16 protein-coding genes are annotated in these 22567 nt (G+C 67.9%); 10 read left to right on the top strand and 6 right to left on the bottom strand.

What is annotated here, in order from left to right:
* The first annotated feature begins 35 nt into the window (after positions 1–35).
* Positions 36–1682 carry an ATP-binding protein gene (locus ACQHGV_RS15540; RefSeq protein WP_440978854.1) on the top strand — a complete coding sequence of 549 codons (1647 nt, stop codon included), beginning with the start codon at positions 36–38 and terminating at the stop codon, positions 1680–1682.
* A gap of 18 nt (positions 1683–1700) precedes the next feature.
* Here ACQHGV_RS15540 and ACQHGV_RS15545 read toward each other — a convergent pair whose 3' ends face one another.
* Positions 1701–3173: a M23 family metallopeptidase gene (locus tag ACQHGV_RS15545; RefSeq protein ID WP_440978855.1), complete on the bottom strand. Its 1473-nt coding sequence runs from the start codon at positions 3171–3173 to the stop codon at positions 1701–1703.
* A gap of 222 nt (positions 3174–3395) precedes the next feature.
* On the opposite strand from ACQHGV_RS15545, the gene ACQHGV_RS15550 reads away from it, so the two are divergent.
* From ACQHGV_RS15550 to ACQHGV_RS15580, 7 genes are all read left to right on the top strand, one after another.
* Positions 3396–5888 carry a helicase-related protein gene (locus tag ACQHGV_RS15550; RefSeq protein WP_440978856.1) on the top strand — a complete coding sequence of 831 codons (2493 nt, stop codon included), beginning with the start codon at positions 3396–3398 and terminating at the stop codon, positions 5886–5888.
* Positions 5889–6108: 220 nt separating this feature from the next.
* On the top strand, positions 6109–6429 hold the full coding sequence (locus tag ACQHGV_RS15555; RefSeq protein WP_183951615.1) for a S4 domain-containing protein: 321 nt from the start codon (positions 6109–6111) through the stop codon (positions 6427–6429).
* Between the two features lie 29 nt (positions 6430–6458).
* Positions 6459–6800, top strand: a complete 342-nt coding sequence (fdxA, locus tag ACQHGV_RS15560; RefSeq protein ID WP_037568754.1) for a ferredoxin FdxA — start codon at positions 6459–6461, stop codon at positions 6798–6800.
* Positions 6801–7159: 359 nt separating this feature from the next.
* On the top strand, positions 7160–7693 hold the full coding sequence (locus ACQHGV_RS15565) for a CarD family transcriptional regulator (RefSeq protein ID WP_042486954.1): 534 nt from the start codon (positions 7160–7162) through the stop codon (positions 7691–7693).
* A gap of 118 nt (positions 7694–7811) precedes the next feature.
* Positions 7812–8564 carry a head GIN domain-containing protein gene (locus ACQHGV_RS15570; protein ID WP_440978857.1) on the top strand — a complete coding sequence of 251 codons (753 nt, stop codon included), beginning with the start codon at positions 7812–7814 and terminating at the stop codon, positions 8562–8564.
* 57 nt (positions 8565–8621) lie between these two features.
* Complete coding sequence (locus ACQHGV_RS15575) at positions 8622–9374, top strand: head GIN domain-containing protein (RefSeq protein WP_440978858.1); 753 nt, start codon at positions 8622–8624, stop codon at positions 9372–9374.
* A gap of 8 nt (positions 9375–9382) precedes the next feature.
* Entirely contained in the window at positions 9383–10081 is a 699-nt protein-coding gene (locus ACQHGV_RS15580) for a GIN domain-containing protein (RefSeq protein ID WP_440978859.1), read from the top strand.
* Here ACQHGV_RS15580 and ACQHGV_RS15585 read toward each other — a convergent pair.
* Positions 10078–11025, bottom strand: a complete 948-nt coding sequence (locus tag ACQHGV_RS15585; protein ID WP_440978860.1) for an alpha/beta fold hydrolase — start codon at positions 11023–11025, stop codon at positions 10078–10080. The two genes, ACQHGV_RS15580 and ACQHGV_RS15585, sit on opposite strands and share 4 nt — an antisense overlap.
* Positions 11026–11159: 134 nt before the next feature.
* Between ACQHGV_RS15585 and ACQHGV_RS15590 the strand changes: the two genes are divergently transcribed.
* The gene (locus ACQHGV_RS15590) at positions 11160–13517 is read left to right on the top strand and encodes a membrane-bound PQQ-dependent dehydrogenase, glucose/quinate/shikimate family (protein WP_440978861.1); all 2358 of its coding nucleotides are present in this window, start codon (positions 11160–11162) and stop codon (positions 13515–13517) included.
* Positions 13518–13812: 295 nt separating this feature from the next.
* On the opposite strand, the gene ACQHGV_RS15595 is transcribed toward ACQHGV_RS15590, so the two are convergent.
* Genes ACQHGV_RS15595 through ACQHGV_RS15605 form a run of 3 tightly spaced genes read right to left on the bottom strand, consistent with a single transcriptional unit; the run spans position 13813 to position 20029 of the window.
* Entirely contained in the window at positions 13813–15180 is a 1368-nt protein-coding gene (locus ACQHGV_RS15595) for a family 43 glycosylhydrolase (protein WP_440978862.1), read from the bottom strand.
* Complete coding sequence (locus tag ACQHGV_RS15600; protein WP_440978863.1) at positions 15180–16742, bottom strand: alpha-N-arabinofuranosidase; 1563 nt, start codon at positions 16740–16742, stop codon at positions 15180–15182. Before ACQHGV_RS15600 ends, ACQHGV_RS15595 begins: the two co-directional genes overlap by 1 nt.
* Positions 16743–16798: 56 nt before the next feature.
* The gene (locus ACQHGV_RS15605; protein WP_440978864.1) at positions 16799–20029 is read right to left on the bottom strand and encodes a glycoside hydrolase family 2 TIM barrel-domain containing protein; all 3231 of its coding nucleotides are present in this window, start codon (positions 20027–20029) and stop codon (positions 16799–16801) included.
* 198 nt (positions 20030–20227) lie between these two features.
* Between ACQHGV_RS15605 and ACQHGV_RS15610 the strand changes: the two genes are divergently transcribed.
* On the top strand, positions 20228–21745 hold the full coding sequence (locus tag ACQHGV_RS15610) for a glycoside hydrolase (protein ID WP_440978865.1): 1518 nt from the start codon (positions 20228–20230) through the stop codon (positions 21743–21745).
* A 298-nt stretch (positions 21746–22043) separates the two neighbouring features.
* Here ACQHGV_RS15610 and ACQHGV_RS15615 read toward each other — a convergent pair whose 3' ends face one another.
* Complete coding sequence (locus ACQHGV_RS15615) at positions 22044–22532, bottom strand: MmcB family DNA repair protein (RefSeq protein ID WP_409787843.1); 489 nt, start codon at positions 22530–22532, stop codon at positions 22044–22046.
* Positions 22533–22567: the final 35 nt, after the last annotated feature.

The raw sequence follows: 22567 nt of genomic DNA on the forward strand, positions 1-22567 counted from the left end.
GCTTGTCTCCTCCCCTGAGCGTCACGGCCCCGCCCATGTCCCACCCCCTGCCCGCCTTTCCGAACGCCTCGGCCTTGCCGGTCGATACGCCCGTGATCGGGTGGCTGCTGGCGGTCGGTGGATCGACGGCGCGGATCGTCCTCGACCGTGAGGCGGTGAGCGCGCTTGGCGGAGACGCCGACCCGGTCTTGGCGGCGGCGGGACAGGTGGCGATGCCGATCAAGATCCGGCGCGGCGATCGCTGGATCATCGGCACGATCCGCAACATGTCGCTCGATCCCGCCAGCGATCCCGCCGCGATCCAGACCGAGGTCGAGCTGATCGGCGAGGGCTGGTGCGAGGCGGGGAGCGGCACGCTTCACGGCTTTCGACGCGGCGTCACCGCCTATCCGCTGCCCGGCGCGGCGGTGCATGCGATCACCAACGCCGAACTGGCCGCGATGCACGATCGCCGGGGCGCGCCGACCATCCGCATCGGCACCGTCTATCCGGCGCGCAGCGTGCCCGCGACACTGACCATCGACGCGCTGCTCGGCCGCCATTTCGCGCTGGTCGGGTCGACCGGCACCGGCAAGTCGACCGCGACCGCGCTGATCCTCCACCGCATCTGCGAGATGGCGCCGCGCGGCCATGTCGTGATGATCGACCCGCACGGCGAATATGCCACCGCCTTCCGCGCCACCGGCGAGGTGCATGACGTCGGTAATCTGCGCATGCCCTATTGGCTGATGACCTTCGAGGAGCATTGCGAGATGCTGCTGTCGGCCAGCCCCGCCGAACGCCAGATCGAGGTCGACATCCTCGCCAAGTGCCTGCTCGCCGCGCGGACGCGCAGCCGCGCCGCCGCCGAGGTGCCGCGCGTGACCGTCGACACGCCCATCCCCTATCTGCTGTCCGATCTGGGCGCGGCGCTGACCCAGGAGATGAGCAAGCTGGACCGCGCGGGCGAGATCGCACCCTATCAGCGGATCAAGGCCAAGCTGGACGAGATCAAGGGCGATCCGCGCTATGCCTTCATGTTCTCGGGCATGCTGGTCGGCGATACCATGGCCGCGTTCCTGAGCCGCATCCTGCGCATGCCGGGCGACGGGCGGCCGATCTCGATCATCGACGTGTCGGGCGTGCCGTCCGAGGTGACCAGCGTCGTCGTCGCGGTGCTGGCGCGGATGATCTTCGACCAGGCGGTCTGGGCGCGGCCCGAGGAGCGGCGCCCGGTGCTGATGGTGTGCGAGGAGGCGCATCGCTACATCCCCGCGCGCGCCGAACAGGGGTCGGCGGTCGGGCGCATCCTGGCGCGCATCGCCAAGGAGGGGCGCAAATACGGCGTCTCGCTGGGCCTGGTGACGCAGCGTCCCTCCGACCTGGCCGAAGGGGTGTTGTCGCAGTGCGGCACCATCATCGCCATGCGCCTGAACAACGACCGCGATCAGGCGATGGTCGCCGCCGCCATGCCCGAGGGCGGGCGCGGCCTGCTCGACACCATGTCGGCGCTGCGCAACCGCGAGGCGATCCTGTGCGGCGAGGGCGTGGCCTTTCCGGTGCGCGCCAGCTTCGACAATCTGGAGGACGGCAAGCGCCCCGCCTCGGGCGATATGCCGATCACCGCGCTGTGGACCGACCGTGCGGCGGGCGAAGGCGTGTTGAACGCGACGGTCGCGCGCTGGCGCTCGGGCGGGCGCTGACCCGCCTTGGCCGGTGCCTTACCGGCCCGGCTTGACCGACAGCAGCTGCTGCACCGCGTGGCGGAAGGCGCGCAGCTTGGCGCCCGACAGCGCGGCGACGCTCGACAGCTTCAGGCTGCGCGGATTGACGGTCGCGCCGTTCTTCCACACTTCCCAGTGCAGGTGCGGGCCGGTCGACATGCCGGTCGAGCCGACATAGCCGATCACCTGCCCCTGCTTCACCCGCGCGCCCGAGCGGACGACGAAGCGGCTCATATGGCCATAGCCGCTGGCGACGCCGCCGCCATGCATCAGCTTGACGAAATTGCCATAACCGCCCGAACGGCCCGCGAACTGGACGACGCCGTCCATGATCGCATGGATCGGCGTGCCACGCGGGGCGCCGATGTCGAGCCCCTTGTGCATCCGCATGAAGCCCAGCACCGGATGCATCCGATTGCCGAAGGAGGAGGTGATCCGCCCTGCGACCGGCATGCCCATCGCGCCGCGCTTCTGGCTCTGGCCATTGACGTCGTACCAGTCGCCATCGTCCTCGCCGGGCAGCCGCGCCAGCTGCACCTTGCGCCCGCCGCGATCGAGGCCCGCATAGAGCAGCCGGCCGAGCCGGGTCTCGCCGGTGGCGGCACGCTCACGCTCGATGATCAGGTCGAAGCTGTCGGCGCGCTTGACCTCGCGACCGACCGACATGCGGCTGGCCAGCGCCTTCATATAGGTTTCGACGACCTTGGCCGGGGCACCGGCGGCGCGGGCCGATCGGTACAGGCTCGACCCCGCCAGCCCCTGGAGGCGCAGCGGCGTGCGATCGATCGCGATCGGCTGCTCGGTCATGGTGAAGCCCTTGCCCGCGCGGGTCAGCGTCACCGCCAGGTCGAAGCGCGCACGCAGCTTCATCTGTTCGAGCGGCCGTGCGACCGTCCGGCTCGGCCGCCGCCCCAGCGTCAGCGCGACGCGGGTGCCGGAGGCGATGTCGGCACCGTCGGTCGCCTGTTCGACCAGATCGGCGGCCGCCCGCGCCTGATCCTTGGCGACGCCGGCGCGCTGGAGCACGCGGGCCAGCCGGTCGCCCGCGCCGACCGTCGCGGACAATTGCATCATCGGCCGCTCAGGCGCTTCGGCCAGCGTGGCGACCATCGCGTTCGCCACCGCGTGCCGACCGGTATCGGCCCCCAGCGCCAGCGGCGCGATCGCCTGGGCGCGGGCATTCTCGCGAACCTCGCCGCTCAGGGGTGCGGGGGACTCGCCGATGATCGGGCGGTGGAGGCCGGGCGACAGCGCGATCGTCGTCGCACATAGCGCGGTGCAGGTCGCCAGCCCGCGCCACCAGTCGCGGCTGCCGATCCGCGTGCCCAGATCGGGCACCCAGTCGATTTCGCGCAGCATCTGGCGCCAGCCGGACGGGCGGGGTTTGGACGCGGGTGCCAGCGCGCCGCCCAGCGTGCGCGCGGCGGTGCCGCCGGAGAGATAGGATGCGTCGTCGGTAGCCAGGAACATGCGAAAGATCGGTTACGTCCGTGAGTGTCGATGGGCGTCGCCGATCCCCCCCGGCGCTTGCCATGCTGGTTGATGGCCGGGCGGGGCAAAGTCAAACCATGCGACCGCTTGGGCGCCGCATGCTGCGACGGGGCGTGGCCGCTTCGGGCCGAATCCCGCCATCGGTCGACCGTCTTGCTCCATGCCGTTGCAACCGGCCACGCGAAGCCCGATGTAGGGGGCATGACCAGCCGCGTATCGGGCGCCGTTACGGCCGTTCTCGGGCCGACCAACACCGGCAAGACGCACCTCGCGATCGAGCGGATGTGCGCGCATAGCAGCGGCATCATCGGCTTTCCCCTGCGGCTGCTGGCGCGCGAGGTCTATGACCGGGTCGTCGCGATCAAGGGCGCGGACAAGGTCGCGCTGGTGACCGGCGAGGAAAAGATCGTTCCCCCCGATGCGCGCTGGTTCCTGTGCACCGCCGAGTCGATGCCCGACCGCGACGTCGCCTTCGTCGCGCTGGACGAAGCGCAGTTGGGCGCGGACCTGGAGCGCGGTCATGTCTTTACCGATCGGTTGCTGCACCAGCGCGGCCGTGACGAGACGATGATCCTCGGCTCCGAAGCGCTGAAACCCATGATCCGCGCGCTGGTGCCCGATGCCGAGATCATCGCGCGGCCGCGCTTCTCGACGCTGACCTATGCGGGCGCGAAGAAGATCAGCCGCTTGCCCAAGCGCTCCGCCATCGTCGCCTTCTCGGCGGAGGAGGTCTATGCGGTCGCCGAGATGCTGCGGCGCCTGCGCGGCGGCGCGGCGGTGGTGATGGGCGCGCTGTCCCCGCGCACCCGCAACGCGCAGGTCGAGATGTTCCAGGCGGGCGAGGTCGACTATCTCGTCGCCACCGACGCGATCGGCATGGGCCTGAATATGGACGTCGCGCATGTCGCCTTTGCCGGGCTGCACAAGTTCGACGGACGTCGCCGCCGTCGTCTGACCGTCGCCGAGATGGCGCAGATCGCCGGACGCGCCGGGCGGCACCACCGCGACGGCAGTTTCGGCGCGCTGGCCGAGGAAGGGCCGGACTCGTTTCTCCCCGAAGAAGTGCTGGCGATCGAGGAGCATCGCTTCCCCCGGCTCGACCATCTCTATTGGCGCAAGGGCGATCCCGACCTGTTGAGCATCGACGCGCTGATCGCCAGCCTGGAGCGCAAGCCCGAACCCGGTGTGCTCCGCGCCGCCCCCCTCGCCACCGATTTGCAGGTGCTCAAGCGACTCGCCGACGAACCCTGGGTCCGCGACCGGGTGCGGCGGCCCGCCATGGTCGCGCGGCTCTGGGCGGCGTGCGGCATCCCCGATTTCCGCAAAGTCGGCCTCGATCCCCATGCCCGCTTCGTCTCGCGCGTGTTCGGCCATCTCTCCGAAGGGCTGGGCCATGTTCCACACCAATGGTTCGCCGACGAGATCGCGCGGCTCGACACCATGGCGGGCGATGTCGAGACGCTGGCGGGCCGCCTCTCCGCGATCCGCAGCTGGGCCTATATCGCGCAGCGCGCCGACTGGCTGGCCGACCCGCGCCACTGGGCCGAGCGCACCCGCGAGATCGAGGAGCGGCTGTCCGACGGCCTCCATGCCAGCCTGACCCAGCGTTTCGTCGACAAGCGCACCACCGCGCTGATCCGCCGCATCGGCGCGGATGCCGGCGCGCTGCCCGTCACCATCGGGCCGGAGGGCGAGGTGCTGGTCGAGGACCACCCGATCGGTCGGCTGGAGGGGTTCCGCTTCACCGTCGAGGCGGGGGCGCGGGCGAACGACAAGCGACTGTTGCTGGCGGCGGCGGAAAAGCGGCTGGGCACCGAACGTGGCCGCCGTGCCGAGGCGCTGATCGCCGCCGAGCATGATGCCTTCACGCTTGCCGAAGACCGGCTGGTCTGGGACGGGCATGGCGTCGCGCGACTGGCGGCGGGTGCGTCGCTCGGACGGCCGGTGATCAGGCTGGAGCGCGACCTGGATTGCCTGTCGCAGCCGATGCGCGACAGGGTGAAGGCGCGGCTGGAGGCGTGGCTGGCGCGTTCGCTCGACCGGCAATTGCCCGCGCTGGTCCGGCTGGCAGCGCTGGCGCGCGAGGCCAAGGCGTCGCCCGCGATCCGCGCCGTCGCCGCCGCGCTGGAGGATGCCGGCGGCATCGTGCCGCGCCAGCCGCTGCGGTTGATGATCGATGCGCTGTCCCCCGACGAGCGGCGGCGGTTGCGCGCCCTCGGCATCACCATCGGTACGCTCGACATATTCGATCCCCGGCTGCTGAAGCCCGGTGCCGCCGCCTGGCGGCGCACGCTGATGACGCTCTGGGGCCAGACGCCCGATCTGGCGCGACCGGGCGCGACGATATTGCGGCGCGACGAGCCGGGGCGCGGCGTCGCCTCGGGCTATCGGCCACTGGGGGAGCAGGCGGTGCGCGTCGATCTGGTTGAACGCATCGCGCGCGCCGCGCATGATGCGCGTGCGGGGCGCGGACCATTCACCCCCGATGCGTCGCTCGCCACCTCGATCGGACTGGAGGCGGCGACGCTCGACCGGTTGATGGGCGATCTGGGCTTCCGCAAGATCCGTAGCGGGGAGAGCGAACCCGTCCGCTGGATCTGGCGCGGCCGCCCGCCTGCCCGCCCCGCCCCGCGGGTCGAGGCGCGCCCCGGCAACGCCTTCGCCGCGCTCGCCGACTGGGGACGGACGCCGTGATGCCATTCCTCCATTCCTCCCCATCTCCGATGGGGAGGGGGACCGCCGCGAAGCGGTGGTGGAGGGGTAATGCCCCACGGCTCGCGTCAGGCCACGAAGGTCATCGCCAAGCCTCTGCCCCTCCACCATCCTGTGGATGGTCCCCCTCCCCAAGCACAGCTTGGGGAGGAATGGGATTCCGCATGTCTTCCCTCCCCCACAGAAAGGATCGCCCCACCCCATGACCACTCGCGCCCCCGCCCCCGAGTCGATGCGGCTCGACCGTTTCCTCTGGTGGGCGCGGATCGCCAAGTCGCGCGAGACGGCGCAGGCGATGGCGTGCGACGGGCATTTCCGCATGGACGGTCGCGCGATCGACCGGGCGCATGCCCCGGTGCGGATCGGCAGCATCCTGACCTTCGCGCATCACGGCGACGTCCGCGTGCTGCGCGTCGAGTCGCTGCCCGTGCGGCGCGGCCCCCCGGCCGAGGGACGCGCCTGTTATTGCGATCTGGTCACTTCTCCGGTTTCAAGCGTTGACGGATCGCCGCACGCGGCATAGCAGCACGCCTTCGTACCTTGGGAGTTGTCATGACCTACGTCGTCACCGATGCCTGCATTCGCTGCAAGTATATGGACTGTGTCGAGGTGTGTCCCGTCGACTGCTTCTATGAGGGCGAGAATATGCTCGTCATCAACCCGTCGGAATGCATCGACTGCGGCGTGTGCGAGCCGGAATGCCCGGCCGAGGCGATCCTGCCCGATACCGAGAGCGGTCTGGAGCAGTGGCTGGAGCTGAACACCACCTTCTCCGCGCAGTGGCCCAACGTCACGCGCAAGCTGGACCAGACGCCGCCCGACGCCGATGCGATGAAGGGCGTCGAGAACAAGTACGAACAGTTCTTCAGCCCGGAACCCGGCAAGGGCGACTGACGCCCAAACCATTCCTCCCCCTGTAAGGGGAGGTGGCAGGCCGAAGGCCTGACGGAGGGGCACTCCTCTCGATAGCGGGACACCCCTCCACCAGCTTCGCTGGTCCCCCTCCCCTTACAGGGGAGGAAAGATAGAATAGCGACGTCTCGACCGTTCGCGCCGGATGGTTCCCTATACCTGCACATATGCTGGTAATTTTGTTGCGACCATGCTATATGGTTCCGCGACGGGCATAGCTGTTTTCGCGACTGCCCGCCTTGATGTGTTCGACCCTTCCTTCCCGAGGCCGGCTTGATCAGTGGACCCATTTCCGCTTGTTCGGCGCTCGTGCGAAGGCCTTGATCCGGAAAGGCCCCTTAATGGCTGCCAAGGCGCTCCACTTCGACGTCGGTGACTATGTCGTGTACCCCAAACATGGCGTGGGCCGCGTGATCGAGCTGCAAAAGCAGGAAATCGCAGGGATGCAGCTCGAACTCTATGTGCTGCGGTTCGAAAAGGAGCGCATGACGCTCCGCGTTCCCACCAACAAGGCCGAGTCGGTCGGCATGCGCAAGCTGTCCTCGGACAAGACCATGCGCGAGGCGATGGAAACGCTGAAGGGCAAGCCCAAGGTCAAGCGTACCATGTGGTCGCGCCGTGCCCAGGAATATGAAGCGAAGATCAACTCGGGCGACCTGGTGTCGATCGCCGAAGTGGTCCGCGACCTGTTCCGCGCCGACGACCAGCCCGAGCAGAGCTATTCCGAACGGCAGATCTTCGAGGCCGCGACCAGCCGCCTCGCCCGCGAACTCGCCGCGATGGAAGAGGTGGACGAGCCGCGCGCCCAGGAGAAGATCCTGGAAATCCTGCGTGCCGCCGCCGCCATCTACAACAAGGAAAAGCCCGCCGCCTGACACGCGGTCGATCTTCTCCGACACGAACAAGGGGCGGCGCCGATGGGGCCGCCCCTTTTCATTTGCGCTCACCGCTTTCCCATGCGTATTATCCGTACAATACACGGGAGGCTGTTGCATGAAGACGTCGGTCATTCTTCCCTCGCTGCTCGCCATCACGGCACTCGCGATCCCCACCGCCGCCTGTTCTTTCGAAAGCGAGGCGCGCGGCCAGGAGATCGCTGCGCAAGGCTCGGGCGGCCAGCGCAGCTATGCCGTGCGCGGTTTCACGGCGGTGGACGCCAGCGGCAGCGACCCGGTCGACATCCGCACCGGCCGTGACTTTTCGGTGCGTGCAGAAGGTGATGCCGGGGCGCTCGACCAGCTGCGCATCGCGCGCGACGGCGACAAGCTGCTGATCGGCGTGAAGAAAGGTGTGCATTGGGGTGGCCGCCGGAATGTCCGCATCCTGGTGACGCTGCCCCGTCTGACGGGCGCGGGGGTCAGCGGGTCGGGGCGGATGACGGTCGACCGGGTGGACGGCCCGCTATTCCGCGCCGGTGTCGCCGAATCGGGCGATCTGGCGATCGCCGCGATGCGGGTCAACACCGCCGATGTCGGGGTGGCGGGTTCGGGATCGGTCACGGCGAGCGGATCGGTGAATAGCTTGAAGGTCGGCGTCGCCGGCTCGGGCAATGTCCAGGGCGCCGGCCTTCGTGCGCGCCAGGCGCAGGTCGGGATCACCGGGTCGGGCAATGTGACGCTGCAGGTCGACGGCCCCGCCAAGGTCGGGCTGACCGGATCGGGCAACGCCGATCTGGGTCCCAATGCGGTCTGTACAGTCGGCAAGACCGGGTCGGGCAGCGCGCGCTGCGGCCGCTATGGCCGATAAGGGGTGACGACGGCCGGGATGGGGCCGCCGCTTTATTTCGTCTTGGGGGAATGAACGATGCGCAAATCCGTGTCGATGTCCTGGCTGCTCGCCGCCGCAATGCTCACCCTGCCCGTCACCGCCCTTGCCGATGCTGGCGAGGCACCGCAGCAGGCACAGGGCGAGCGCGACTATCCGTTGCGTGATTTCACCGCCGTCACGGTCGAGACCAGCGATTCCGTCGATATCCGCGTCGGCGGTGATTTTTCGGTGCATGCACAAGGCGCCACGACGCAACTCGACGATCTCCTCATCGATCGCCGGGGCGACACGTTGCGCATCACCCGGCGCGGTGATCGGCAGACGCGCGCGTCGTGGAAAAGGGATCGCGGGGTCCGCATCGTCGTGACGCTCCCCCGGCTGACCCAGGTCGACCTTGCCGGATCGGGCGACGTGACAGTCGACCGGGTGGAGGGGCCGCGCTTCCAGGCCGGCATGGCGGGATCGGGTCAATTGGCCATCGGGGCGATGCGCGTCGGCGAAGCCAAGATCGAGATCGCCGGGTCGGGCACTGTCCGGCCGGTCGGATCGGCCGATACGGTGATCCTGCGGGTGGCGGGATCGGGCAGCATCGCCGGCCGGGGCTTGCGCGCCGGCCGTGCGCAGGTCGAAATCGCCGGATCGGGCGGCGTCACGGCGCAGGTTCAGGGGCCGGCGAAGGTCTTGCTGATGGGATCGGGGAGTGCCGATCTCGGCCCCGAGTCGATCTGCACCATCCAGAAGATGGGGTCGGGCCATGTTCGCTGCGGCCGGTCCGAACGCACCGACTGAGTGGCGGTGTGAACGCGCGCATCCTCCTTGCCGTCTGTCTCTGTATCGCCCCGAGCGGCGGCGTCGATGCGGCCGAGCGGCGGATCGATCTGAGCAGCTTCGACTCGCTCCGGGTCGAAGGGGCGTTCGTCGTGCATCTGATCACCGCCGCCTCGCCGCGCGGGATGATGCACGGTGATCCGGCGGCGCTGCGCCAGACCGAGGCGGTGATCGTCGGTCGTACCCTGGTCATCCGCACGCTGCGCGACGGTACGCCGCGCCGCGCCGGCAACGGACCGGTGGAACTGACCATCGCCGCCCCGCCGCTCTCCGGTATCACCGTGATCGGCGGCGCGCTGGTGACCGCACAGGCGTTGCGGGGGGATATGATTAACGTGACGATCACCGGGCCGGGCGAGGTCCAAGTCGACCGCGCCGATGGCGAGCAGCTGGTCACGACGCTGCTCGGCCCGGGCAAACTGGGCATTGCCGGCGGCCGGGTCGGCAAGGCGCGATTCTCAGCCAGCGGTCAGGGTGTGACGACGGCCTCGGGGCTGGACGCGGGCGAGGTGACGGTCATGCTCGACGGTCCCGGCGATGCCAGCGTGCGGGCGCGCTATATGGCGACCCTCACCCATAGCGGGCTGGGCCGGATCACGGTCGAAGGGTCACCCAAATGCCGCATCCTACGCCAAGGGAGCGGGCCAATCCGCTGCGGCACCCGCTAGACCGGCGATACATGCCGCGTCAGGAACGCGTCGATCGCGGCGAAGGCATTGGCGCGGACCGGATCGGCCTCACGCAGGATTTCATGCGCGCAACCTTGCCCGAAGGCGACCATCTCGGCGCGCGGCATCCGCGCCGCGACCCGGCCGGCGGCGCGCGCATCGACCAGGCGATCGGCCTGCGCCACCAGCATCAGCACTGGCGTCGCGATCCGCGCCAGTGCCGGATCGTCGCGCAGCGCCGCCGTCGCGCGAAACGCCTCCGCCACCCAGTGCCAGCTGGGCGAGCCCAGACACAGATCGGGCCATTGCCGCCGAAACGCCTGCTGATCGGCGAAGCGCGCCAGATCATGGGTCAGCCGCTTCTGCCGCGCGCTCGCGGCCTCGGGAGTTTCCAGCCTTTGCCAGGCGGGGCGTAGTGGATCGCCGCGCCGCATCTGCCACCGCGCGAACCGGCTGCCCGCCCATTGTCCGATCGGCGAGCGCAGCGCGAGCATCGGCGCGACCAGGATCGCGGCATCCGGTGCGATTCCGCCGGCCGCCAGCGCGGCCAGCGTCACGAACCCGCCCATCGAGTGGCCGAGCACGGCATGCGGGCCTTCCTCCTCGGCGGTCCAATCGGCGTGGAAGGCGGTAAGATCGTCGACCAGCCGGTCGAACCGGTCGATATGGCCGGTATCGCCCTGCGCCAGCCGCCCCGAACCACCCTGCCCGCGCCAGTCGAACGCGCTGACATCCCAGCCCCGACCCCGGAAATGGTCGATCGCATCGCCATATTTCTCGATCATGTCGGCGCGCCCGGTCTGGAACAGCAGCCGCCCGCGCCGCACGGTCCCCGCCACGCGCGGGCGATCATAGCGGCGATGCGTCCAGCCATCGGGCGCGACCCAGGCGGATAGCCAGGGGGCCAGCGGCAGATCGGCGGGCCAGGACAGCGAATCGGCCATGCGAATCCTTCCGCATCGAGCAATCGAAGGCGCATCCCTTTCAAATTCATCAGGGCGCATCAAGCCATGGGACCAAAAGCCGCATGGGATGCGTTCACCCGACAGCAATCTTTTGTCACAAATCGGGGACGGCGATGGTCGCGCGCGCCTTTGCGAAGATATTGGGCTGGATCTTGGCGCTGCTCGGCGGCTTCTTCGCGGTGGCGGGCGGCTATCTCGCGCTGCTGGGGGGATCGCCTTATTATGTCCTGACCGGGCTGGCGATGATCCTGTCGGGCGCGCTGATCGGACGCGGCGATGGGCGCGGGCGCTGGCTTTACGTCGCGATCTGGCTCGCGACGCTGGTCTGGGCGGTGTGGGAGGTCGGGTTCGACCCGCTGCAACTCGTCCCGCGCGTCGTCGCGCCCACCGTCCTGCTGATTCTCGTCGCGCTGCCTTGGATCGGCCACGCGTTCCATGCGCCGAAGACGCGGTCGCGCGCGGTGCCCGCCGCGCTGGGGATCATCGCGCTGCTTTTCGCCATGCCGATGATCCGCACGCGTCCCGCCGAGGCGCAGGACCCGTTGCTGCCGATCGCGGCGCAGGCGCCGGTGGGGGACTGGACCGATTATGGCGGCACCCTGTCGGGTCAGCGTTATTCCGCGCTGTCGCAGATCACGCCCGATAATGTGAAGAAACTCGAACTCGCCTGGACCCAGCGGACCGGCGACCTGCCCGACCGCGCCGAGGCGGTCGAGCATAAGCGCGAATATCATTCCGAAGCGACGCCGATCCAGATCGGCGACACGCTCTATACCTGCACCCCGCATTCGATCGTGCAGGCGATCGACGCGACGACGGGGCGGACCAAATGGAGCTGGAAGGATCGGGTCAGCCGCCAAGGCAACAGCTATCTCGTCTGTCGCGGCGTCGCCTTCTATCAGGCGCCGGCGGGCACCCCCTGCCCGCGCCGCATCTTCGCGCCGACCTTCGACGCGCGGATGATGGCGCTGGACGCCGATACGGGCAAGCCCTGCCCCGGCTTCGGCACCAATGGCGCGATCGACCTGCGCCAGAATATGGGCGTGTCGGGTCCGGCGGACCAAATCAGCACCTCGCCCCCGGTCGTCGCCAATGGCCGGCTGATCGTCGGCGAGCGGATCGTCGACAACGTCAACCGCAACATCCCCAGCGGCGTGGTGCGCGCCTATGATCCCGTCACGGGCGCGGGCGTCTGGGCCTGGGACGTGGGTCGCTCACCCGATGCCATCCCGCCTTTGCCCGAGGGGCAGGTCTATACCCGCGGCACGCCCAATGTCTGGGGCGCGATGACCGCCGATCCGGCCAATGGCCTGGTCTATCTGGGCACCGGCAATGCCTCGCCCGATTACTGGATCGGCTGGCGGCGGCCGTTCGACGACCGGTTCGGCTCGTCGATCGTCGCGCTGGAGATCGCGACGGGCAAGCTGCGCTGGGTCCGCCAGCTGGTCCACCGCGACATGTGGGACATGGATATTCCGATCGGCCCGTCGCTGTTCGACTATCGCGCGCCGAACGGACAGACGATCCCCGCGCTGATTCAGACCACCAAGATGGGCCAGGTCTATTTCCTCAACCGCCTGACCGGCGCGCCGATCACGCCCATCGTCGAGAAGCCCGCGCGCCAGGACGGCGCGACGCCGGGCGTCCGGGTCTCCCCTACCCAGCCCTGGTCGGTCGGCCTGCCCTCCTTCACGCCGCCGGCGCCGACCGAGAAATCGACTTGGGGCGCGACGCCGATCGATCAGCTCTTCTGCCGAATCGACATCCGCCGCGCGCAGGGGACGGGCATCTATCAACCCACCGGCCTGAAGCCGATCATCGGCCATCCGGCCTTCGACGGCGTCACCGATTGGGGCGGGGCGGCGGTCGATCCGGTGCGGCAGGTCTTCACCGTCAACACGATGGAGATGCCGTTCATGATCTGGCTGATGCGCCGCGACGATCCGCGCGTCAAAAAATACATGGCGAAGAAGAAGGGCGGCGAGAATGCGCGCGAACCCAATCTCCAGACCCAGTATAACACGCCCTATGTCGCAGTCGTCGCTGCCTGGATCGGGGTGTTCGGTGCGCCGTGCAACGCCCCGCCCTGGGGGCATCTGACCGCCGTCGATCTCAACACGCGGAAGGTGGTGTGGAAGAAGGTCCTGGGCACCGCGCAGGATACCGGGTTGTTCGGCAGCCATCTGGGCGTACCGATCAAGACGGGCGTGCCCAATCTGGGTGGCTCGATCATCACCGCCTCGGGGCTGGTGTTCATCGGGGCTACGACCGACCAGTATTTGCGCGCCTATGACCTGAAGAGCGGCAAGGTGCTGTGGCGCGCACGGCTGCCCGCGGGGGCGCAGGCGACGCCGATGACCTATCGCGGGCGGGACGGGCGGCAATATGTCGTGATCACCGCCGGCGGGCATGGCGCGCTGGGGACGCGCTATGGGGATTATACCATGGCGTTCGCATTGCCGAAGGGGTGAGGGTTTCCCTTGGCCTTCGACTTCGGCGCGTAGCGCCGAAGTTTATCCTGAGCGGCTGACTTGCCAGCCAGTCGAAGGGCTCAGGCTGAACGGAGGTTGAGGACCCGAGCTCTCCTCTAGCCGCTCCCCTCCCGTAAACGGGAGGGGATGGGGGAGGGAAAGGAGTCTCACCGAGATCAACGTTTGCGGCTTTGCCCTCCCCAAACCCAGTTTCAGGTAAACGATGCCCCGCATCGTTTAGATCATGCCGGGGGCATGACCGACCTGGAACTTGCCTACGGGAGGAGCTTAACGATCAGAAGATCAACCACTCCAAAATCGCGGGCTCCTTCGCCCGCACCGTCATGCGCAGGAATCGCGCCTTGCCCGGGTGGCGCAAGGTGATCGGCGAACCGCTCGCCCCCTTCTCCGCCGCCACCTCACGCCAGCTCTTACCGTCCAGCGAGGCCTCGACCCGCACATCCTGCGGCTCGATCACGAAAGCCGGGCGGACCTGGCTCTCCCGCACGTCGCGTACCCCGCCCAGATCGGCGGTCAGGACCGGTGGCTTCCCCACCTCGGGCTGCCACGCGGTCGCGTAATTGTCGTCCGCCGCCAGCGCGTCGGCCCCCTTGCCCGTCCAGCGCAGCCCCCGGTCACGCTTCGCGGCGAAGGCGGGGATCACCGGGTCGTGGCTCGGCCGCACCGTCTCCAGCATGCCATCGGCGCGCACGGTCAGCGGATCGATCGCCACCTGTCGCAGCACCCGCTCGCTCCCCATCACGAAGGGCAGGGCCTGGCGGTGATAGAGGATATAGGACCGGCCCTTGTCGGCGAAGATCGCATGATGGCCGGGGCTGATGATCTGCCGGGCCGCATCGGTTTGCAGGATCGGGCTGTTCGCCGCCTCGGTGAACGGCCCCATGGGTGACGAACCGACCGCGTAGCGCACCTTGTAGGTGTCCTTGGTCGTGTTGCCATCGCTATAGGTCAGCAGGTATCGCCCCTTCTCCTTCACCATGAAGGGGCCTTCGAAATAGTTGGCCGGGGTCACGTCGCGGGGCGCGCCGTCGAAATGCACCATGTCGGGCTTCAGCTTCACGACGAAACAATGCCCGTTGGTCCAGTTCAGCCCCGAACCCCAATAGAGATAGGCCTGGCCGTCATCATCGACGAACGCCTCGGCGTCGATCATGTGATATTTCGGCGCGAAGTCGCGCGCGATCAGCGGCTTGCCGCCATTGGCGTCCGCCCATGGCCCCGCCGGCGAGGGGGCCGAGCCCACCCACACCTCGCTGCCGACCGAGACATACATATACCAGCGGCCATTCGCCGCCTTCACGACCGAGGGCGCCCAGACCTTGGCATCGCCCGAGGTCGGGCTGGTCGCCGCCTGCTTGGTCGGCCAGTTGGGCTGCGAGAAGCGCCAGTCGCGGCCATTGTCCGAAGTCCACAGCCCCAGACGGTCATCCCCCCACGGATCGACCGTGGCGAAGATATACCAACGCCCCCCATCGCCCACGATGGAGGGGTCGGCGAAATAGCCGGGGAGCAGCGGATTGCCCGCCCCCGGACTATTCCATGCCACATCGCGCCGGGGCGCGGCGGTCCCCGCCGTCTCCAGGATCGCCACGGGGGCGAGCAGGACGGCGGCGGCGAGCAGCGCCCCGGCGCGGGCCTTCATCAGCGCAGGTCCAGCATCACGACCGACTTGGCCGGGATCTGCACCGTCAGCATGCCACCCGACAGCGTCGCGCCGTTGAACGGCTGCGGCGCGACCTGGTTGGGCGCGTCGAAGGTGTTGTGCGCGTCCATCGTCGTGCCGGTCAGGATACGGCCCGACACCTGGCCTGCCGTCACGCCGTCCAGCTTCACGCTCACGGTCGCGGGCTGGTTGGGATCGACATTGGTCAGGCCGACATGGACCACGCCCGCCTTGTCGCGCACGGCCGAGGCGCTGACCGCCTTCATCACCCACTGGTTCTTATTGTACCAGCGCGACTGGACATCGACCGGCAGGACGGTGGCGTCCTGATAGTCCTTGTACATGTCGAACACCCAATAGGTCGGCGTCTTCACCATGCGCGCGCCATCGGTCAGCAGCATCGCCTGCAGCACGTTGACCATCTGCGCGATGTTGGCACCGCGCACGCGGTCGGCGTGACGGGCGAAGATGTCGAGGTTCAGGCTGGCGACCATCGCGTCGCGAAGCGAGTTCTGCTGGAACAGGAAGCCCGGATTGGTGCCGGGTTCGACGTCATACCAGGTGCCCCATTCGTCCACGAGCAGCGCGACACGCTTGCGCGGATCGTACTTGTCCATGATCGCGGCGTGACGGCTGATCAGCTCTTCCATCTTCAGCGTCTTGGACAGGGTGCGCGCCCAGGATTCCTCGTCGAAGCCGGTCGCCGGCCCCTTGTTCGACCAGTCGCCGGGGATGGTGTAATAATGGACGCCGATGCCGTCGAACGCGCCGCCAGCGTCGCGCATCATCACTTCGGTCCAGTTATAATCGTCGCTGTTGGCGCCGCTGGCGATCTTCATCAGGCGCTCGCCGGCGGGGACCTTCAGGAAGGTCGAATAACGGCGGGTGATGTCGGCCGCATATTCGGGGCGCATATTGCCGCCGCAACCCCATAGCTCGTTGCCGATGCCGAACATCGCCAGCTTCCACGGCTTGTCGCGGCCGTTCTTGCGGCGCTCCTCGGCATAGGTCGATTTGGACGGGAAGGTCATATATTCGACCCACTCGGCCATTTCGGACGGCGCGGCCGAGCCGACATTGCCCGAGACATAGGCCTCGGCACCGACCAGCTCAGTATAGTTCATGAACTCGTTGGTGCCGAAGCTGTTGTCCTCGGTCACGCCGCCCCAGTTGGTGTTGACCTTGGTCAGGCGCTTGGCCTGCGGGCCGATGCCCTCGCGCCAGTGATATTCGTCGGCATAGCAGCCGCCCGGCCAGCGGATCACCGGCACCCGGATCGCCTTCAGCGCGTCGATGACGTCGCGGCGATAGCCGTTGATGTTGGGGATCTTGCTGCCCTTACCCACCCAGATGCCCGGATAGATGCCGGTGCCCAGATGCTCGGCGAACTGGCCGAAGATATGGCGGTCATAGACCGCGCCCGGGCGGTCGCCATGCACCGCGACCGTCTCCCCCGAGGTCGCCGGCGCCGTCTGCGCCGATACCGTGGTCGCGACCAGGGTGGCCGCCGCCGCGATCAGAAACTTCGTAGCCCTTTTCATGGATTCTCCTCTGCCTGTTGCGGCATGATGGCTTATTGTCCGAGTAAAGAATAGCCCTATTGCGGTTCCGTCGCGCGCGCCGGTTGGGCCCGATCGGGTGTCGTGCCCTCGCCGGTGAAAGGTTCGAGGCGGAAGGCGACGCGCGTCGGCTCCAGCCGGGTGCGATATTGCATGTGCGGCTGACCGACATGGCTCCAGGTCGTGTCTCCGCCGACGCCCCACTGCGCGGCGTCGATGATCAGCGTCGTCTCGCCATGGGGGACGATGTCGGTCGACTTCCACGTCCCCGGCGCACGGCGGTAAAGATCGCTATAGGGGAAGGCGAGCGCCTGCATCATCAGCGGCCTGGGCGCACGGACGCGCAGCCCCGCCCCCTCGCCCGACAGCTCCATCCAGCGGACGTCCGTCTTGTTGCCGGTATCCTGCGGTCGCATGTAATCGTGATTTTGCTCGGCGATGGCCCCGCGCCACAGTCCGATCGCGGCCGAGCTCTGGCGGTCGACATAGCTTTCGTGCGGACCCCGGCCATACCATTCCACCATCTTCATCGCGGTGGGCATGGTGTACCACAGGCCGATACGGACCGGCGGCGGCAGGTCGGATTTCAGCGGCACGAACTGCCCATCGACATCGACCGCGCCATTGCCGGCCATCGTGTATTTCGTCACGAAGCGCGCCGCGCCCGCGCCCATTTCATGATCGACGGTGACGCTCCGGTCGGGGCCGACGCTGATACGCCGTACCTGATAACGGCCGTTCATCGTCAGCCATGGCCCCTGCTGCGCGACCGTGCCATTGGCGGTGTCATTGTCGGTTTCGGCGCGGACGAAGTTGGGCTGACCGCCCTTCGCGAGCAGGCGGCCACCCGCCGCATAGCGTGTGACCAGCCCGGTCTTGCGATCGATGACCAGCTCCGCGCCGTTCGCCGACAGGGTGACGCTGTCGGCGCTATCGGCCACCGTGACCTGCCCCCTGGCCGCCACCGGCATCGCGGGTCCGTCACTGAGCGCGAACTGCTCCCAGCCGACGACGTAGTTCGCCGGAACCGCGCGGATCGTGCCGTCCTTGGCATGCGCGCGCACGGTCAGCCGATATTCCGCCCCCGGCTCCCGCGCGAATTTGGGGGCGAGCGTCACCGTCTGCACCTGCCCGGCCGCCGTGGTCAGCGCGGGCAGTTCTCCGGTCGCCACCGCGACGCCATTCTTCTCGACCACCCAGTTGAAGGTGAAACCCGACAGATCGATAAAGTCATGACGGTTGTGTACAATGAGCCGTCCGGTCTTCGGATCATAGCCGTCGAAGCGGATCGGCGACTGGACCTTCTGCACCTCGTACAGCTGCGGATTGGGCGTGCGGTCGGGCTGGTTCAGCCCGTCGCCGAACTCGATATCGCCGCCCGGATTGGGGCCGTACTCGCCGCCATCACCCCAATAGCGCCGCCCGTCCTTGGTATAGCGGTACATGGACTGGTCGACCCAGTCCCAGATGAAGCCGCCCTGCAGCTTGCGGTGGGCGTAGATGGTGTCCCAATAATCCTTGAAATTGCCGCCCGAATTGCCCTGCATATGGGCATATTCGCACTGGATCATCGGCTGGGTGCGCGTCGGGTCCTCGGCCCAGTCGACCATCTTTTCGATGTCGTCATACATGGGCGCATAGATGTCGACATAATTGTTCGGCTGGTGGCTCCAGTCGAGCGTGCCCCAACCGAGATAGGAGATCAGCCGCGAGCGGTCACGCTGTCGGATCGCCGCCGCCGCCTTTTCGAAATTGGGACCGATCCCCGCCTCGTTGCCCAGCGACCAGAAGATGATCGAGGGGTGGTTCTTGTCCCGCTCGACCATGTTCATCACGCGGGAGACGTGCGCGCCCTCCCAGGCGGGGTCGAAGCCGATCTGGTATTTGGCCCGCTCGCCGCCGTGGCGGTTGCCCTGCTCCATATAGGCGTGGCTCTCAATATTGGCCTCGTCCATCAGGTAGAAGCCGTACTCGTCCGCCAGCGCCAGGAAGCGCGGGTCGTTGGGATAGTGCGAGGTACGGATCGCGTTGAAGTTGTTGCGCTTCATCAGCTCCAGATCGCGGCGCATCGACTCTTCGGAGATGACGTGGAAGGTCACCGGGTCATGCTCGTGCCGGTTGACGCCGCGGATCATGATGCGGCGGCCATTGACCATGACCTGCCCGTCCTTGATCTCGACGGTGCGGAAACCGATGCGCTGCGGCGTGGCCTGCACCACTTGACCGTTCGCATCGACCAGTTCGACCAGCAGCGTATAGAGGTTGGGCGTCTCCGCCGACCAGCTGCGCACACCCGGCACCGCCGCCTCCAGCATGGCCGAGGTCGCGCCCTGCGCCAGCGCCACGTCGCGCGTCACCACCGCGCGATCCCCGTCGAGCAACGTCATCCGCGCGGTCATCGCCTGGGGCAAGTCGGGCAGCGTCAGCTCGGTCGACAGCGTGCCGTCGCGATAATTCTTGTCGAGCCCCGCATGGACGAACAGATCGTCGATCCGCGCCTTGGGTACGGCACGTAAGTAAACCGAGCGCTCGATCCCCGAGACACGCCAGAAATCCTGATCCTCCAGATAGCTGCCGTCCGACCAGCGGTGGACGCGGATCGCCACGACATTGCGGCCGGGCTTCACGAAGCGGGTGAGATCGAATTCGGACGGGAGCTTGGAGTCTTCCGAATAGCCGACCTCCCGCCCGTTGACCCAGACGCGGTACGCCGATCCCGCCGCGCCGATGTGCAGGATCACATCCTGCCCGCGCCACCCATCCGGCAGAGTGAAGTCGCGGCGGTAGGAGCCGGTTTCGTTATCGTCATGCGGCACGAGTGGCCGGTTGGCGGGGAAGGGATAGGTGATGTTGTTGTATTTGGGCTGGCCATACCCCTCGGCCTGCCACATCGCGGGGACGGGGATCGTCTTCCACTTCGACACGTCATAATCGGGCCGCTCGAACCCCTTGGGCGCGCCATCGACCGAGGGGGAGAAGGCGAAGGACCAGGGTCCGTCGAGGCTCATATAGCGGCTGGAGCGTGACCGGTCGCCGGCCAGCGCGAGTGCGCGGCTTTCATAGGGAAAGGCGGTGGCGGTCGCGGGGCGGGTGTTGCGGGCATTGACGGCGGGATTTTCCCAGTCGGGGCGGCTGGGGTCGACCTGGACGGCGGCCACCTGCGGCCCCGAATCCTGCGCCGTCGCCGCCGTGCTCAGCGCGATCACGGCCGCACCGGCCGCCCATTGCCACGTCATCGCCATCCCCTTGTCCCGCTCGCGATCCTCCATGGGATCGCCGTCCTTTTGTCTGATTTATAAGAGCATGAACTTTCTGTCACAAGCTCTAATCGGGATGGCCAAGGCCGAAAGCCGCCAAGGCGTGCGCGGTCGTGCTATGGTCTTCGGCGGATTGACGGCGCGCGCCCAGCTGCGATTATAGTCTGACGTTTGGTCGCATCACGGCGACCTCGGCAGGGAGCAGGATCGATGGGGCGCAATCGGATTTCCGGCGGCATGGGCCGGCCGGCACGCACGTTGACGACGATCCTGGCGCTCATGCTAGGCGGAGCGGCGGTGGCGCAGACTGCCCCCCCCAGAGCCGCCACCCCCCTGCCCGCCGACCGGCCGGTGCCGGTCACGCTGCGGCCGGCGATCGACCGGCCATCGACGGTGTTCGAGGGCTGGGGCACCGCGCTCGCCTGGTTCGCGCATGTCACCGGCGGCTGGCCCGAGGCGGAGCGGACGCGGCTGGCCGATCTGTTCTACGGCGCCGATGGCCTGGGCTGGACGATCGCGCGCTATAATATCGGCGGCGGCAACGCGGCCGACACCCCGCCCTATATGAAGGTCGGGCGTGCGGTGCCGGGCTTCTGGCGGCAACCGGCGGGGGTGACCGGCAAGGACTGGTGGCGCGCCGACAACCCACAACATTGGGACTGGGCACAGGACGCCAATCAGCGCTGGTGGCTGGACGCGATCACCGCGCGGGTGAAGCAGCCGATCTTCGAGGCGTTTTCCAACTCGCCGCCCTGGTTCATGACGGTCAGCGGCCGCGTGTCGGGGGCGGAAAAGGGCACCGACGACAATCTGCGTCCCGGTCAGGAGCGCGCCTTCGCCGACTATCTCGTCCGCGTGACTGACGAGTTGCAGCGCCGGCACCGCATCACCTTCCGCACCCTGTCGCCGGTCAACGAGCCAAATACCGATTATTGGTTCGCCGCCAATACGCAGGAGGGCGCGCACTGGTCGCCCGCGCGCCAGGCGCAGATGATCGACGCTACCGCCGCCGCGCTGAAGGCCAGGGGCCTCGCCACCGTCGTCGGTGCGCCGGACGAAACCGCCTCGCATCTGTTCGTCGAGGACTGGGCCGCCTATCCCGCCTCGACCCGCAAAGTGATCGGGCAGCTCAACGTTCACAGCTATGGCACCGTCCACCAGACGGCGGTGCGCGACATCGCCCGCGCCTCGGGCATCCGGTTGTGGATGAGCGAGAATGACACGCCGCTGTCCAAGGACCCGGAGGATTTCACCGGCATGGCGACGCCACTCGCCTTTGCCGAGCATGTCGTCGGCGATCTGAAGCGGCTGGAGCCGGCCGCCTGGGTCTTCTGGCAGGCGATCGAGGATCTGAGCGCGCGCAACGGGCAGGCGGGGTCCAACTGGGGCATCGTGAAGGCCGATCTGCAGGGTGCGGCGGACAAGCCGCATGCGATCCACGTAACGGGCAAATATTGGGCGATGGCGCAGTTCAGCCGCTATATCCGCCCGGGCGACCGGCTGGTGCCGGTGGATGACATGGATAGCGTCGGCGCGCTGTCCGCCGATGGCCGGCGGCTGGTGTTGGTCCATGTCAATCCGGGACTGTCGCCCCGGCCCCTGTCGGTCGCGGTGCCGGGGAATTGGCGGCGGCGGATGATCGTGACCGATGCGGGGCATCAGGCGGTGGACGTCCCAGGGGACGTCGCGCCGCCGCGGTCGATCGTGACATTGATTCTAACGCGGTGAGGGTGGGGCGTGGCCTTCGACTTCGCTCAGGCCGAACGGAGGTTTGCGAGGGGACTTATCAACAGCCGTTCAGCCTGAGCGAAGTCGAAGGCCAAGGGAATCCCCTGATTGCTAGTCCGGATCAACATTCCTCCCCTGGAAGGGGAGGTGGCAGGCCGAAAGGCCTGACGGAGGGGTGTCCCGGTCCGAGAGATTGGCCAACATCCCCGACCGAGCTTCCCTCCATCACCTTTGGGACGTACGCGATCGGAGTATCGATCCGGCTAGGCTGCGGGTTCGAGTCCTGCCGGGCCCACCATCACATCCCCGCATCCGGATCGGTCAGCCCGATCATCCGCCGCCCGGCCCTGCGCGCGAAGTTCAGCGTCGCCTTCTTCCGCACATGTGCCGGCAGCGGCACGCTATGCGCCTCGCGCACGATCGCGGCGTCATAGCGGTCGGCGACGATGATCCCGGTCCGCTCAGGGAGGAAGGCCGCGCTTTCGAGCGGCGTCCAGTCGAACCCCGCCGGCACCGCCCAATAGAAGCGGTCGCAATGCGCCAGATAGTCGGGCCATTTGCCGTCGCCCAGCATGTCGGCGCGCGACACCTTGATCTCGACCACCACGACATTGCCGCGTGCGTCCAGCGCCATCAGGTCGGCGCGGCGGCCGCCCTCCAGCGGGACCTCGGGAATGGTGATCAGATCGTGGCGGAGCAGCATCCGGGTGACCCCGCGCGCGACATCGGCGGCGCAGAGCGGTGAGCTGGGGTCCTCGACACACGAAGCGGGCGGCATGTCCAACATGCCACCCGCTTAGAACATTTGACGAACAAAGGCAA

This window comes from Sphingomonas pseudosanguinis, from assembly GCF_052056765.1.
Lineage (GTDB): Bacteria > Pseudomonadota > Alphaproteobacteria > Sphingomonadales > Sphingomonadaceae > Sphingomonas > Sphingomonas pseudosanguinis.

Bases quoted from the DNA above. Each gene is read 5' to 3' on its own strand.
- ACQHGV_RS15615 (WP_409787843.1), bottom strand. From the start codon at position 22,532: ATGTTGGACATGCCGCCCGCTTCGTGTGTCGAGGACCCCAGCTCACCG.
- ACQHGV_RS15585 (WP_440978860.1), bottom strand. From the start codon at position 11,025: ATGGCCGATTCGCTGTCCTGGCCCGCCGATCTGCCGCTGGCCCCCTGG.
- ACQHGV_RS15610 (WP_440978865.1), top strand. From the start codon at position 20,228: ATGGGGCGCAATCGGATTTCCGGCGGCATGGGCCGGCCGGCACGCACG.
- ACQHGV_RS15605 (WP_440978864.1), bottom strand. From the start codon at position 20,029: ATGGAGGATCGCGAGCGGGACAAGGGGATGGCGATGACGTGGCAATGG.
- ACQHGV_RS15540 (WP_440978854.1), top strand. From the start codon at position 36: ATGTCCCACCCCCTGCCCGCCTTTCCGAACGCCTCGGCCTTGCCGGTC.
- ACQHGV_RS15565 (WP_042486954.1), top strand. From the start codon at position 7,160: ATGGCTGCCAAGGCGCTCCACTTCGACGTCGGTGACTATGTCGTGTAC.
- ACQHGV_RS15550 (WP_440978856.1), top strand. From the start codon at position 3,396: ATGACCAGCCGCGTATCGGGCGCCGTTACGGCCGTTCTCGGGCCGACC.
- ACQHGV_RS15600 (WP_440978863.1), bottom strand. From the start codon at position 16,742: ATGAAAAGGGCTACGAAGTTTCTGATCGCGGCGGCGGCCACCCTGGTC.
- ACQHGV_RS15575 (WP_440978858.1), top strand. From the start codon at position 8,622: ATGCGCAAATCCGTGTCGATGTCCTGGCTGCTCGCCGCCGCAATGCTC.
- ACQHGV_RS15590 (WP_440978861.1), top strand. From the start codon at position 11,160: ATGGTCGCGCGCGCCTTTGCGAAGATATTGGGCTGGATCTTGGCGCTG.
- ACQHGV_RS15545 (WP_440978855.1), bottom strand. From the start codon at position 3,173: ATGTTCCTGGCTACCGACGACGCATCCTATCTCTCCGGCGGCACCGCC.
- ACQHGV_RS15570 (WP_440978857.1), top strand. From the start codon at position 7,812: ATGAAGACGTCGGTCATTCTTCCCTCGCTGCTCGCCATCACGGCACTC.
- ACQHGV_RS15595 (WP_440978862.1), bottom strand. From the start codon at position 15,180: ATGAAGGCCCGCGCCGGGGCGCTGCTCGCCGCCGCCGTCCTGCTCGCC.
- ACQHGV_RS15555 (WP_183951615.1), top strand. From the start codon at position 6,109: ATGACCACTCGCGCCCCCGCCCCCGAGTCGATGCGGCTCGACCGTTTC.
- fdxA (WP_037568754.1), top strand. From the start codon at position 6,459: ATGACCTACGTCGTCACCGATGCCTGCATTCGCTGCAAGTATATGGAC.